This window comes from Actinoplanes subglobosus, assembly GCF_042650585.1.
Classification (GTDB): domain Bacteria; phylum Actinomycetota; class Actinomycetes; order Mycobacteriales; family Micromonosporaceae; genus Actinoplanes; species Actinoplanes subglobosus.
Genome location: NZ_JBHSBL010000026.1, coordinates 164140 through 178073, shown reverse-complemented (window position 1 = coordinate 178073; position 13934 = coordinate 164140). Strand labels below are relative to the sequence as shown.

At 71.9% G+C, this 13934-nt stretch carries 7 protein-coding genes; 1 reads left to right on the top strand and 6 read right to left on the bottom strand.

The window, feature by feature from the left end; all coding sequences use genetic code 11:
• Positions 1-29: 29 nt before the first annotated feature.
• The gene (locus tag ACFO0C_RS39090; RefSeq protein ID WP_378071845.1) at positions 30-836 is read left to right on the top strand and encodes an SAM-dependent methyltransferase; all 807 of its coding nucleotides are present in this window, start codon (positions 30-32) and stop codon (positions 834-836) included.
• 3 nt (positions 837-839) lie between these two features.
• Here ACFO0C_RS39090 and ACFO0C_RS39085 read toward each other — a convergent pair whose 3' ends face one another.
• The 6 genes from ACFO0C_RS39085 to ACFO0C_RS39060 all read right to left on the bottom strand — a co-directional run bounded on the left by ACFO0C_RS39085 (position 840) and on the right by ACFO0C_RS39060 (position 13893).
• Entirely contained in the window at positions 840-2762 is a 1923-nt protein-coding gene (locus ACFO0C_RS39085) for a putative bifunctional diguanylate cyclase/phosphodiesterase (RefSeq protein WP_378071844.1), read from the bottom strand.
• On the bottom strand, positions 2759-7525 hold the full coding sequence (locus ACFO0C_RS39080; protein ID WP_378071843.1) for a diguanylate cyclase domain-containing protein: 4767 nt from the start codon (positions 7523-7525) through the stop codon (positions 2759-2761). Before ACFO0C_RS39080 ends, ACFO0C_RS39085 begins: the two co-directional genes overlap by 4 nt.
• Positions 7526-7702: 177 nt before the next feature.
• Positions 7703-9382: a glycoside hydrolase family 13 protein gene (locus tag ACFO0C_RS39075; RefSeq protein WP_378071842.1), complete on the bottom strand. Its 1680-nt coding sequence runs from the start codon at positions 9380-9382 to the stop codon at positions 7703-7705.
• Between the two features lie 82 nt (positions 9383-9464).
• Positions 9465-10496, bottom strand: a complete 1032-nt coding sequence (locus ACFO0C_RS39070; RefSeq protein WP_378071841.1) for a LacI family DNA-binding transcriptional regulator — start codon at positions 10494-10496, stop codon at positions 9465-9467.
• Between the two features lie 10 nt (positions 10497-10506).
• Complete coding sequence (locus ACFO0C_RS39065; protein WP_378071840.1) at positions 10507-11718, bottom strand: sulfite oxidase; 1212 nt, start codon at positions 11716-11718, stop codon at positions 10507-10509.
• A 108-nt stretch (positions 11719-11826) separates the two neighbouring features.
• Entirely contained in the window at positions 11827-13893 is a 2067-nt protein-coding gene (locus ACFO0C_RS39060; RefSeq protein ID WP_378071839.1) for an MMPL family transporter, read from the bottom strand.
• Positions 13894-13934 lie beyond the last annotated feature (41 nt).

The following is a 13934-nucleotide window of genomic DNA, read 5'->3' as shown; positions in this document are numbered from 1 at the left end:
CGCGAAGGCCGCCGACGGGAGCCGTGACCATGACCGACAGTGACGCCGCCGCCAAACTCGACACCTCCGTGCCGCACTCGGCACGGGTGTGGAACTACTGGCTGGGCGGCAAGGACAACTTTCCGGTCGACCGGGCGGTGGGCGACGACTTCGCCGGCCTCTACCCGGACATCACCGTCGTGGCCCGCCACTCCCGGGCGTTCCTGAAGCGGGCTGTCACCTTTCTGGTGAAAGAGGCCGGCATCCGGCAGTTCCTCGACATCGGCACGGGCATGCCGACCGCGGAGAACACCCACCAGGTGGCGCAGGCCGCGGCCGCCGAAACGAAGATCGTCTACGTCGACAACGACCCGCTCGTCCTGGTGCACGCGCGGGCGCTGCTGACCAGCACGCCCGAGGGCCGCACCGACTACGTCGACGCCAACCTGCACGAGCCGGCGAAGATCCTCGAGGCCGCGAGCGCGACCCTCGACCTGGAGCAGCCGGTCGGCCTCATCCTGATGAACATCCTCGGCCACGTGCCCGACATCGACCAGGCGATCGCGATCGTCCGGGAGCTGATGGCGGCCCTGCCGTCGGGCAGCTACTTCCTCACCGCCGACGGCACCAACGTGATCGACGGCCCGGCGTTCGAGGAGGCGATCGGCGTGTGGAACGCGAACGCGCCCCTCAGCTACCACCTGCGCCACCCCGACGAGATCGCCCGCTTCCTCGACGGCCTCGAGGTCCTCGAGCCGGGCCTGGTCCCGTGCTCACGGTGGCGCCCGGCCCCGGACGCCGCCGGCGAGGACCTGCGCGAGGTCGACGAGTACGGCGCGGTCGCCCGCAAGCCGTAACGCCTAGGCGGGTTGCCGCCGGAAGAAACGGGACTCCAGGTCGGCGGCCGGCACCGGCCGGGCGAAGTGGTATCCCTGCGCGGTGTCACAGCCGAGCCCGACGAGGGCGGCGGCTGTCGGGACGTCCTCGACGCCCTCGGCGACGACGGTCAGGTTCAGGTTGTGGGCCAGGTCGACGGCGGAGGCGACGAGGGCGTGACTGGACGAGTCGGCGACCATGTCGGCGACGAACGAGCGGTCGATCTTGAGTTCGTCGACGGGCAGCAGCTTGAGGTACGTCAGCGATGAGTAACCGGTGCCGAAGTCGTCGATGGACGTCTTGACGCCCAGGGCACGGATGCACCGCAGCGCGTCGATCGTGGTCGTCGGGTCGGAGAGCACAGTGTGCTCGGTGATCTCGATGCACAGCAGCTCACCGGGCACCCCGGTCGACTCCAGCAGCGCCGCGAGCCGGCCGGGGAACGTCTCGTCGAGCAGGCTGCGGGTCGAGACGTTCACCGCCACCGGCACCCGGTGACCCGCGTCGAGCCAGGCGCGGGCCTGCTCCAGGGCGATGGTGAGGACCCGTTCGGTGAACGGGTGGATCAGGCTTGTCGTCTCCAGGACCGGCACGAACTGGCCGGGCGGCACCGGCCCGCGGGTCGGGTGGTGCCAGCGGGCGAGCGCCTCCACACCGGCCAGCGACCCGTCCGACAGGGCGATCTTCGGCTGGTAGTGCAGGGTGAACTGGGACGCGTCGGTGAGACCGCGCCGCAGGTCACCGAGGAGCGTCAACCGGTCGGCGCTGTCCTGCGCGGTGTTGCCGCTGAACCGGCGGAAACTGTCGTGCTGCTCCTTGGCGTCGTGCATGGCGCTGTCGGCGTGACCGAGCAGGGTGCTGACGTCGTCGTCGGCCGCGGCGGTCGCCGCCCCGATGCTGATCTCCAGGTCGACGGTGATGTCGTCGAGGTGGAAGGGCTCGTCGAACTTCTCCCGCAGCCGGGCCGCGACACAGTCGGCCCGGTTCGGGTCCAGGTCCTGCAACAGGATCGCGAACTCGTCGCCGCCGGTCCGGGCCACCATGTCGGTGTCACGGACCACCGCCGACAGCCGCCATCCGGCCTCGGCGAGCAGCCGGTCACCGATGTGCGGGCCGAGCTGGTCGTTGACGTGCCGGAACCCGTTGATGTTGACGGTCAGCACGGTGACACCCGGAGCGGTACGGGCCGGCCGTGCCGCGTTCAGCGTCCGGTGCAGCTGCGCGGTGAACGCCGCCCGGTTGGGCAGCCCGGTGAGCAGGTCGGTGGCGGCCATCGACTCGACCTGCCGCCGGTGGGCCCGAGTGTGCCAGCCGAACAGGGCCAGCACCAGCAGGCTCAGCGCGAACGTGACGATGCTGCCCCACAGCAGCCGGTGCGAGTCCTGCCGGGCGGTCGCCTGATTGAGGTCGTACCGCTGCTGGTAGCGGTCCCGCAACTGGAGCAGCCGGTCGGTGTTGCGCTGGTGACTGGGCTCGATGACCTCGTCCAGGGCGACGACGGCCTTCACCGTCTCACCGCGGTCGAGCATCGTCAGGAACCAGATGATGTCCTGCCGCAGGTTGATCTGCCGCTGGGCGATCGTGCCGGCCTCGGCCGCGTCGCCGCTGTCCGGCGCCGCCGAGACGATCTCCAGGGTGGCCCGGTACGCCTGGTCGTCGACGTCCAGCACACGCCTGCGCTCCGGTCCCGACGGGTTGTCGGCGGTCGCCTGGATCAGCGACATCTCGTGCGCCGACAGGTAGGCGGCCTGCTGGTAGGCGGCGACCCGGTCACCGTCGCGGAGGATGTCCTCGACGATGCCGGCGTGCCGCTGACTGTCCACCAGCGAGTACCCGGACAGCAGCGCCAGCGACCCGACCATCGCGCCGATCACCCAGCGCCGGGTCCGCCGCAGGCCGCCCATCATCCGGCGACCACCCGGTCACGACCCGCGCGCTTGGCGTCGTAGAGCGCCTCGTCGGCGAGTTTCTGCAGCTGCTCGGGGTCGCCGTTGGTCAGCGGGGTGCCGGAGGTGACGCCGACGCTGACGGTGACGATGCCGTTGTGAGCCAGCGCGTGCGGCTCGGCGAGACGCGACACCGCACGGCAGGCACGTTCGGCCACGATGTACGCATTCTCCGCCGACGCTCCCGGCATGACGATGCAGAACTCCTCACCGCCGTACCGGGCCACCAGATCGGTGTTGCGGACACTGGTGCGCAGCGCCTCGGCGACCAGGCGCAGGCACTCGTCGCCGCCCTGATGGCCGTAGTGGTCGTTGTACTTCTTGAAATTGTCGATGTCGATCATGGCGACGCCGACCGGCTCCCCGGACCGCAGCGAGCGCATCCACGTCTCCTGGAGGAACCCGGTCAGCTTGCGCCGGTTCGGCAGCCCGGTCAGCGGGTCGGTGACGGTGAGCAGTTCCAGGCGGTGGTTGGCCTCGGCCAGTTCCTCGGTACGCTCCGCGACCGCCTGCTCCAGCGAGGCGTAGACCTGCGCGTTCTCCAGCGAGACGGTGAGCTGGCCGGCGATCAGCAGGACCGCGTCCAGCCGCCCGGCCGAGAACGCCCGCCGGCTGAGCCGGTTCTCCAGGATCAGGACGGCACGCGGCTGCCCGTGCCCGATCACCGGCACCACCAGCAGCGAGCAGTGCTCCAGTCCGGCCAGATACGGATCGCGCCCGACCCGGTCGTCCAGCGACACGTCGTCGACCAGCATCGGCTCGCGGGTGCGTTCGGCGTACCGGATCGCGGTCAGTGGCACCAGGCCCCGCTCCGCGGCCTCCTCGGCGCCGAGGGCCGGCCGGTCGCCGTCACCGGGCAGCACCCAGCGGTTGTCCCGGTCGTCGCGCAGCACCACGTGCACCGCGGTCGCGCCGGTCATCGCGCCGAGCACCTGCTGCACCCGCACCCGAAGCCGGTCCACACTGGTCTCCGAGCTCAGCGCCCGGGCCGCCTCCAGCACCGCCATCAGGTCGATGACCTCGGTCGACAGGTTGATGCTGTGCGCGCCGCCGATGGTGGCCGGCCGGGCCGCGGCGGGGGAGCCGAGGGCCGAGCCGAGCGCCGGGTAGGCCCGCTTCATGGCGTGCACCTTCGCGGCCGCTCCCCACCGGGCGTACCCGGTCAGCGCCTCGGCCAGCAGCCGTGCACCGACGTGCTCCAGGCCGTTGTCCAGGTAGAACCGGGCCGCCAGCTCGGTGATCAGCGGCGTGTGCCAGGACCGGCCGGCGGTCTCGGCATCCGAGATCGCCTCGTCGTAGGCGACGGCCGCGGCCGCGAAGTCGCCGTGCGCGGCGGCCCGGGTGGCCTCGGCGAGCCGGTGCAGATGCCGGAAGTTGCCCGGCTGGCCGGCGGCGCGCTCGGCCAGGAAGTCCCGGCTGCGGTCGAGCCCGGCCAGGGCCTCGTCCCGGTCGGCGCCCTCCGACGTGCGGGCGGTCACCGCCGCGGCCAGGACGGCGAGCAGGTGCACCGGAGCGTTCAGATAGACGCCGGGCACCGACGGGATCAGCCGCAGCGCCGCCGCACTCGACCGGACCAGCGCCTCGTCGTCACCGGAGATCGCCGCCAGCAGCGCCCGCATCGCGCTGAAGAACGCCGCCGCCGCGTCGTTGCCGTCCAGCGTGTCCAGGAAGGATTCGTTGAACTCGCCGGTGCCCTGGAGCGCCCCCACCAGCATCTCCGCGGTGGTGAACATGGCCGTGTCGTGGCCGGCGCCGATCCGTTCACCGAACGCCTCGGCCGCCCGCGCCTCCCGGCTGAACGGCTCCAGATCCGGCGAACAGTCCAGCATCTGCGGCACCGACGTGTAGTAGGTGTAGAACGCGTTGCGCAGGTCGCCGCCGCGCAGCAGGCCGTCGCGGGCCTCGTGGGCCATCCGGACGGCGTTCTCCAGCGGCTCGAACCACGGCATCGTCGCCAGCGCGTGCAGGAACTTGACCTGCGACGTCTCCGGCTCGTAGCCGTGTTTCAACCCGGTCGCCAGCACGTGCGACGCTGCCTGGTACGCGGCCGCGTGATCACCCGAGCCGGCGATCGTCACGACACCGATGTTGCCGAGCGTTCCGGTCAGCGCCGCGCACACGCCGTGCCCCGCCCACAGTTCGCCGGCCTGCGCCACCAGCCACGCCATCGTCATCCGGTCGGCGAAGAACGCGGCCGGGGACAGCCGGTTGATGACGTGGGCGGCCGCCAGCACCCGGGGGTCGGTGATCTCGGGACGGTCGGTGCCGCCGCCGGTGGACATCAGCCAGCCGTAGAACGTGGCCATCCCGGCGCCGATGCGCGGACCCATCTCGGCCGGGCCGTCCGGCACGTCGATGCCGAGCGCGGTCAGCGTGCCCAGGCCCAGTTCCAGGGCCTCGGCGAGCATCCGGCGGTTGGTCAGGGTGCCGAGCTGCTCGGCCACCGGGCCGGCCAGCCACACCGGGTCGTGCCCGGCCGCGGCCAGATCGGCGAAGACCCGGTCGGCGTCGTCGAAACGGCCCAGCCCGCACAGCGCCGCGTGCCAGGCGGCTCGGGTCTCGGCGTACCCCTCGTCGGTCTCGTCGAGAAGACGCAGCGCGACCGCCAGATGGGCCTCGCTCGTCGCATGGTTGGCGACCAGCCGGGCCGTCGCGGCGGCCCGGCGCAGCAGTGCCGCGGCGGCCCGGCGCTCACCCGGCTCGGCCGCGCCCGGAACCAGCAGCACGTCCGCCGCGGCCAGATAGAGCGGCGCCGCCTCCGGGGCCGGCGCCAGCCGCCGGGCCAGCGACAGGCTGATCCGGGCCAGCTCGCCGCCGGTCAACCGGCCGTACGCGGCCTGCTGCACCAGGTCGTGCCGGAACCGGGCCGCCGTCGCGTCGACGACGACCAGCCCGTCGGCGACGGCCGCGGTCAGCGGCGCGCCGAGCAGATCGAGCGGCACCTCGCCGCCCAGGCACGCCATCATGTCGATCGCCCCGCGGGTGTCCGCCGGCAGGGCATCGATCCGGGCGGTGAGCAGCGCCACCACGTCGCCGTGACCGGCGAAGTCGCGGACCGCCGCCGCGTCCCAGCGCCAGCCGCCGCCGTCCGGCACCAGCACACCCTCCCGGCGCAGCGCGTTCAGCAGCTCGACGGTGTCGAACGGATTGCCCCGGGTACGGTCGGCGAGCACCTCCGCCAGCCGTTCCGCCTCCGGCAGCCGCAGCATCTCGGCGATCAGCACACCCAGGTCGCGGACACTCAGGTTGTCCAGGCGCACCTCACCGGCGTCGCCGCGTTCCCGGTGCAGACGGGCCAGCACCGCGGTCAGCGGATGCGCCTCGTCCACCTCCTCCTCGCGGTAGGCGCCCAGCACCAGCAGCCCCGGCACGTCCGGGCTGTCCAGCACGTCGTCGAGGAAGCTGAACGCGGCACCGGTCGCCCACTGCAGGTCGTCGAGGAAGAACACCAGCGGGGCGCCGTCGGCCACCGTGCGCAGCAGGATCAGCCCGGCCCTGCGCAGCCGGGCCAGGAAGGAACGCGGATCGTCGCTGGGTTCCGGCGCCACGTCCAGCAGCGCCTGGAACGACGGCATCGACGCCGCGATCAGCCCGGCGTCGGCTCCCAGCGCCGCCCGCAGCCGGGACCGCAGGCCGGCGACGACGTCCTCCGGCTCGGCGAGCAGCTGGTCACCGAGCCGGTCGAACGCCTCCCGGACCGCGCCGCCACCGGCGTCGTGGTGGAACTGGTCGAACTTGCCGGCCACGAACCGGCCACCGGCCGCCGCGATCTCCGGGCGCAGCCGGTCCACCAGGGCGGTCTTGCCGACCCCGGGTGGGCCGGTGATCAGCGCGAGCGCGCTGCGGTCGCTCACCTCGGAGAGCAGGGCCCGCAGTGCGGCGAGCGGTGCCTCCCGCCCGATCAGCCGGGCCGGCGGGGAGAGCCGCATCGGGAAGTCACGCTCGCCGAGCACCGTCAACCGGCCCGCGCGCAGCTGCGTCAGATCGTGGGCGAGGCCCTCGCCGCTCTGGTAGCGCTGGTCCGGTTCCTTGCTCAGCAGCCGCTGGATGATGTCCGACAGCAATGCCGGGACCTGAGGATTCACCTCCGAGGCGGGGACCGGCACCTTCGCCAGGTGATCGTGGACGAGGCCGAGCGGATCGCGGTCCCGGCCGAACGGCGGCTGCCCGGTCGCCAGCTCGTAGAGGGTGGCGCCCAGCGAGTACAGATCGCTGCGGTGATCCACCGGGCGGCCGGTGCGGCCGGTCTGCTCCGGCGCCAGATAGGGCAGGGTCCCGACCAGGCCGTCACCGCCGGTCGACCCGGGCAGCGAGGCCAGCTCGAAGTCGATCAGGGTAGGCCGGTTCGCCCGGTCGACGAGCACGTTCGCCGGGCTGACATCCCGGTGCACGACACCGCGCCGGTGGATCCCGGCGAGAACCTCGGCCAGGCCCAGCCCGAGGTCCAGGAGGGCGTCGCTCACCCAGGGCGATGCAAGATCGGCAAGGGTACGGGACTCCGCATCCACGAGATCGAGAGTAGTGCTCCCGCCCGTGACCAGGGCCGGCGTCCCGGGAACGGACTCCAGGCGCCGCAGCACTGCCATCTCGTTGCGCAACCGTTCGGCCGCTCCGGGCCCGAGTGGCTGTTTACGGACGACCCACGTGCCGTCCGCCAGCCGGATGCGGCTGACCCGGGTGCGGTCACTGTCGTACAACAGCTCTTCGGCGCGCTCTGCAGTCACGGGCTGCCATTCGGCCCACCCCCGGCCACTATGAGACTTGCAACTCCCCTGCCACCGAGCGCCGCGACGAGTCCCCGGCGGGCCGTCCCCGGGCCCGGTGATCGGGCGTGACACGTCCCCGTGCGCGTCACGCCCTGGTCCGGCCATCCCCCACCGTCCGGGGGATGGCCGGATGTCTCAGCGGGTGATCGACCACCAGACGGTCGTGTCCGGCGGCAGGATCACGTTGTCGGCGGTGCCGTCGAGCGGGCCGCTGGCCAGCAGGATCTCGCCGGGACGGCCGATCGCGACCGGCTCGGTGCCCATGTTGACCGTGCACCGGAACACCGGGGCGCCGGTGACCTCGCGCTCGAAGGCGAGAACGCCGGCCGGGGCCTGGACCCAGCCGAGGTTGTCGGTCGGGGCCATCGCCGGGTTGTCGCGGCGGATCGCCAGGGCCGAGCGGTACAGCTCCAGCGTCGAGCCGGCCACACCGTCCTGGGCGGCGACGCTGAGCCGCGCCCACGACGCGGGCTGGGGGAGCCAGCTGTCGCCACCGTCCGGGCCGAAACCGTAGGGTGCCTCGGCGCCGCTCCACGGGATCGGGACCCGGCAGCCGTCGCGGTAGCCGTCCTGACCGGCCGCCCGGTGGAAGGCCGGATCCTGGCGGGCCTCCGGCGGCAGGTCGATGACCTCGGGCAGGCCGAGCTCCTCGCCCTGGTAGACGTAGGCCGAACCGGGCAGCGCCAGCATCAGCGCGGACGCGGCGCGGCCCCGGCGCAGACCGGCCTCGTCGTCGACCTCGGCGGGCTTGCGGCCGGCGGCCTCGCCGTCGATCTTCTGCATCAGGCGGGTGGTGTGCCGGACCACGTCGTGGTTCGACAGCGTCCACGTGGTCGGGGCGCCGACCTCGCGCATCGCGGCCAGCGACTCGTCGATCATCTCGTGCTGCTCGTGCACGTTCCACGCGGTGCCGAGGTAGCTGAAGTTGAACGCCTGGTGCAGCTCGTCACCGCGGACGTAGTTGGCGACCCGGGCCAGCGTCGGCGCCCACGCCTCGGCGACGGCGATCCGCTCACCGGGGTACTCGTCGAGGATCCTGCGCCAGTCCCGGTAGATCTCGTGCACGCCGTCCCGGTCGAAGAACGGGCTCTCGCCGGCGCCCAGCAGATGCCACTCGCCGGTGTCGCCGATGTCCGGCAGACCCTGCTCCTTGACCATGCCGTGCGCCACGTCGACGCGGAAGCCGTCGACGCCCAGGTCGAGCCAGAACCGCAGGATGGTCTTGAACTCGTCGCGGACGGCCGCGTGCTCCCAGTTGAAGTCGGGCTGCTCCGGGGCGAACAGGTGCAGATACCACTCGCCGTCCTCGGCGCGGGTCCAGGCCGGCCCGCCGAAGATCGACGGCCAGTCGTTGGGCGGCAGCTCACCGTTCTCGCCCTGGCCGGGGCGGAAGTGGTAGCGCTCGCGGAACGGGGAGCCGGGACCCTCGGCGATCGCCCGCTTGAACCATTCGTGCTGGTCGGAGGAGTGGTTGGGGACGAGGTCGACGATCACCCGCAAGCCGAGGGCGTGCGCGCCGGAGATCAGTTTCTCGGCGTCGGCGACGGTGCCGAAGATCGGGTCGACAGTGCGGTAGTCGGAGACGTCGTATCCCGCGTCCGCCTGGGGCGAGGCGTAGAAGGGGGAGAGCCACACCGCGTCCACACCCAGGTCCCGCAGATACGGCAGCCGGCTCTGAATGCCGGGCAGGTCGCCGATGCCGTCGCCGTTGGAGTCGGCGAAGCTGCGCGGGTAGATCTGGTAGATGACCGCGTTGCGCCACCACGATGCGGGGGGCGCCTCCACGGTGGGCGGTGCGATCAGTTGATCCGTCATGGCGACGAACGCTAGCAGCTTACTAACACGTGTTACATAGCTCGGGCGCTGCTTTCTTGCAGCAAGTTCTTGCAGAGGGTGGTTATGCGGCTTTCGCGGTGGATTCCCGGACGATCAGCGAGGTCCCCAAGGTCTGGTGCGGGTGCTGCGCCTCACCCCTGATTGCCGAGATCAGGAAGTCGGCGGCCATCCGCCCCTTGGTCACGATCGGCTGCCGCACGGTGGTCAGCCGCGGACGGAACCAGGAGGACTCCGCAAGGTCATCAAAACCGGTCACGGACACGGTTTTGGGCACCTCGATTGCAAGTTCTTGCAGGGCATCCACGGCCCCGTAGGCGAGGATGTCGGACAGCGCCAGGATCGCGGTCGGCGGGTTCTCGCCCGTCATCAGGGCGCGGGTGGCGCGGTAGCCCTCGCCGCGGGACACCGGAACTTCGGCCAGCCGGACATCAGACATGGAAAGGCCGAACTCGGCGAGTGCATCGGCGATCCCCGCCATCCGCCGTGCCAGCGGCCCCCGGTACCCGCGCGCCGGCGCGTCCGGCCCCGGGTCCATCGACAGCACCGCCAGCCGCCGGTGCCCGAGGTCGAGCAGATAGCGGGTGACCTCGCGGGCTCCGCCCCGGTCGTCGACCTCGACACTCGGCGCGCCCTCCAGCCGGTCGCTGTCGATCAGCACGAACGGGATGCCCCGCCGGGTCAGCTCGGCCACCTCACCGCGGTCCGCCTCCAGGCCGCACACGATGAAGCCGTCGACCGCGGCGTACGGAATCGCCTTGAGCACCGAATCCCGCAGCGGCGGTGTCAGCAGGAGCGTGTAACCCTCCTGGTCGCACACCTGCCCCGCACCCATCAGGAACCGGGAGTAGTACGGGTTCTCCAGGATCCGGGCCAGCCGCTGCGGCAGCAGCACGCCGATCGAGTTGGTGGTGCCGGCCTGCAGCATCCGGCCCAGGGTGCTCGGCGCGTAGCCGAGCGTCTCGGCGGCGGCCAGGATCCGCTCCCTGGTCGCCGCCGAGATCCGCTGCGGGTTGTTGAACGCGAAGGACACCGCCGACCGGGACACGCCCGCCGCCGCCGCGACGTCGCTGGACGTGGCCTTTCTCGACGGCATGGGCGGCACACTATCCCACCGCGGTCACCGGAACCCGCACCGCCGCATCGAAGAGGTAACCCAGCGTGTTGAACCGGGCCACGTCCGGCTGGGTGTTGCCGCACACATCGGTGGCCCGCGCCAGCAGCACGTGCTCGCCGGCCGCCGGCGTCCAGTCGTACTCCCAGCGCTGCCACACCCCGCCCGGCGTCGCGCCGTACGGCCGGGCCCGCCGCCACGTCGTGCCTCCGTCGGTGCTCACCTTCACCTCGCGGATCGGGCCGTCGGCCGACCACGACCGGCCGGTCAGCCGCGTCCGCACGCCGGCCGGGAAGGTCGTACCGGAGTCGAGCTCGAAGGCGCTCTTGATCGACTGCCGGTCGAACGGCTCGCCCTCGGCCGGGAAGTCCGGGCCGAACAGCCGGTAGAACTGCGTGTTCCACGGCGAGAAGAGCGGCTCGGCGGACACCTCGATCCGTCCGACCCACTTGATCGAGGAGATGCCGATCCAGTGCGGGACGACGACCCGGACCGGGAAGCCGTGGTCCGGCGGGAGCGGCTCGCCGTTGAGCTCGTAGGCCAGGATCACGTCGTCGAACGCCTTGCCGACCGGGAACGGCCGGCGGACCGGCCCGAGGTCGACGCCGCCACTGACGAAGTTCGGATCGAGGCCGACCGGCTGGACGTCGACGGCGTCGCGGGAGATGCCGGCCCGGCGCAGCACGGTGGAGAGCCGCACGCCCGTCCATCTGCCGACGCCGATCGCGCCCAGGGTCCACGCGGTGCCCGACACCGTCTGGCCCTGCTGCGAGGTGTAGTAGCTGCGGCCGTTCCCCGCGCACTCGATGGCGACCGGCGCGGTCACCGACGGCAGCCGCTTGAGGTCGTCGAGGCCGAAATGCGCCGTCCGGGTGCCGCTGCCGGAGATCTCCAGGCTCCACGTGGCGGCGTCGATCGCCGGCGTCACCGTGTGGTTGCGCACGAAGAACCGATCCACCGGTACGTAGTACCCCTGGTCCTTCAGGGCGGACCACTTCGTCTCGGCGTTGGTGCCCAGCGCCCGGAACAGATCGGCCGGCAACGGCTTGACGATGGGGGAGGCCGCGGCCGCCGGCGACCCGGGGAGCAGGGCCCCCGCCCCCGCCGCGGCGGTCAGGGCAAGCAGTTCGCGCCGGGAGAAACCGCGTGCCCGCCCGGCGCGGAAGTCACGGAGCCTGCGCTCGTCATATACACGCTCGTTCATGCCTAGGCATCCTATAGAGCCGATAGGACAACAGGACAGAGGTACGAGTGACGCCGGGCGATCCCGTGGGATCACCCGGCGTCTTTTCTCTGGCGGAGAGGAAGGTCCCTACCGGTGGTGGTCCCCGGCGTTCTCGGCGATCTTCGCCCGGTTCATCTCGTCCCAGTCGGTCCGGGCCCGCCCGGACGGCTCCGCGGCGGCGTCGTCGCCGGTCACGGCCTGCGGACGGCCCGGCCACCAGAACCGGTCACCGGTGAGCGTGGCCAGGGCCGGGACCAGCACGGTACGCACCAGCAGCGTGTCCAGCAGCACCCCGATGCCGACGATGATCCCGATCTGGGTGAGCGTCACCACCGGCAGCACACCGAGAACCGCGAACACGGCCGCGAGGAGGATGCCGGCGCTGGTGATCACGGCGCCGGTGACGGCCAGGGCGTGCACCATGCCGTCCCTGGTGCCCCGCGTCGCCGCCTCCTCCTTGGCACGGGTGACCAGGAAGATGTTGTAGTCGACACCGAGCGCGACCAGGAACAGGAACGAGAACAGCGGCACCGAGTTGTCCAGGGCCGGGTAGTCGAGCACATTCCGGAACAGCCACGACCCGGCGCCCAGCGACGCCGCGAAACTGACCACCACCGTCACCATCAGCAGAATCGGCGCGACCAGGGCCCGCAGCAGCGCGACCAGGACCAGGAACACCACCGCCAGGATCACCGGGACGATCACCATCAGGTCGTGCCGGGCCGCGTCGCGGGTGTCCAGGGCGGTCGCGACCGTACCCCCGACCAGGGCCTCGCCGTCGAGGCGGTCGCGCAGCGACCGGATGGCGTCGAACGCCTCCGCGGTGTCCGGGGCGGCCTCCAGGACGGCGCTGATGCTGACCTGGGTAGCGGTCTGCTCGGCGACCCGGGCCTGGGCGACACCCTCGGTCGCCGACACCGTGGCGAGCACCTGCTCGGCCTTGGCCGGCTCGGTCAGGATCACCGCCGGCCCGGCCGCACCCGCAGGGAAGTACCTGCTGAGCGTCTCGAGGCCCTGCACCGACTCGGCCTCGACCCGGAACTGCTCGGTCTGCGACAGGCCGACCTTGGTGCCCAGGCCGCCGAGGGCGAGCAGCCCGAGGACCACCATCGACGCGGCGGTGACGGTGACCGGGCGGCGCACCACGCCCCGGCCGACCTTGGCCCAGAAGCCCTTGCCGTCCTCCGGGCCGGACTCGCCGACCTTCGGGATGAACGGCCAGAACAGCTTGCGGCCGCAGATCACCAGCGCGGCCGGCAGCACGGCCAGCGCGAACACGGCGGCGATCGCGACACCGGCGGCCGCCGAGACGCCGAGCGCCGTGTTGCTCCTGAGGCTGGCCAGCAGCAGGGTCAGCAGCGCCAGGATGACGGTGCCGGCGCTGGCCGCGATCGCCGGGCCGGCTCCGCGCAGCGCCTTGCCCATCGCCTCGAACCGGTTCTCGTAGCGGTGCAGCTCCTCCCGGTAGCGGGAGATCAGCAGCAGCGCGTAGTCGGTGCCGGCACCGAACACCAGCACCGTGACGATGCCGGCGGTGGAACCGTTGATCGCCAGGTCGGTGTGCTGCGACAGGATCGCGATGACCTTGGCCGCGAGCTGGTCGGCGAACCCGACCACGAACAGCGGGACGATCCACAGGATCGGGCTGCGGTAGGTCACCAGCAGCAGGACCGTCACCACGATCACCGTGACGACCAGCAGCTTGGTGTTGGCGCCGCTGAAGCTGTTGGACAGGTCGGCGCCGAAGCCGGCACCGCCGGTGACCTGCGCGGTCACCCCGGCCGGCAGGCCGTCCCGGACCTTCGCCCGCAGCTCGGCGACGGCGTCGCTGGTCGCGGTCGCGTCACCGGTGGCCGGTAGCGACACGCTGACGATGGCGGCCTTGCGGTCCTCGGACAGGATCGGCTGGCCCAGCCCGGTGACCGTGACCAGGTCGGCGTCGGTGAGTGCCTCCCCGCCCTTGGCCACCACGATCAGCGCCGGATTGGTCCGGCCGGACGGCAACTGCTTCTGCAACTCGGCGACCCGCGTCGACTCGGCCGAGGACGGCAGCGAGGAAGTCGGATCATTGTCGGTCACGGTGGACCCGGCGAACCCGAAGACGAGTCCGCCGAGCAGCAGGGCCAGGAGGAGCGTCGCCCATGCCCTTCTCATTGCTGGTGCCCCCTAAGGCGTGTCAAGACTGAGAGCATCTT

Excerpts from the sequence above, each read along its gene's own strand:
- ACFO0C_RS39090 (WP_378071845.1), top strand. The coding sequence starts at position 30 with ATGACCGACAGTGACGCCGCCGCCAAACTCGACACCTCCGTGCCGCAC.
- ACFO0C_RS39085 (WP_378071844.1), bottom strand. The coding sequence starts at position 2,762 with ATGATGGGCGGCCTGCGGCGGACCCGGCGCTGGGTGATCGGCGCGATG.
- ACFO0C_RS39075 (WP_378071842.1), bottom strand. The coding sequence starts at position 9,382 with ATGACGGATCAACTGATCGCACCGCCCACCGTGGAGGCGCCCCCCGCA.
- ACFO0C_RS39070 (WP_378071841.1), bottom strand. The coding sequence starts at position 10,496 with ATGCCGTCGAGAAAGGCCACGTCCAGCGACGTCGCGGCGGCGGCGGGC.
- ACFO0C_RS39065 (WP_378071840.1), bottom strand. The coding sequence starts at position 11,718 with ATGAACGAGCGTGTATATGACGAGCGCAGGCTCCGTGACTTCCGCGCC.
- ACFO0C_RS39060 (WP_378071839.1), bottom strand. The coding sequence starts at position 13,893 with ATGAGAAGGGCATGGGCGACGCTCCTCCTGGCCCTGCTGCTCGGCGGA.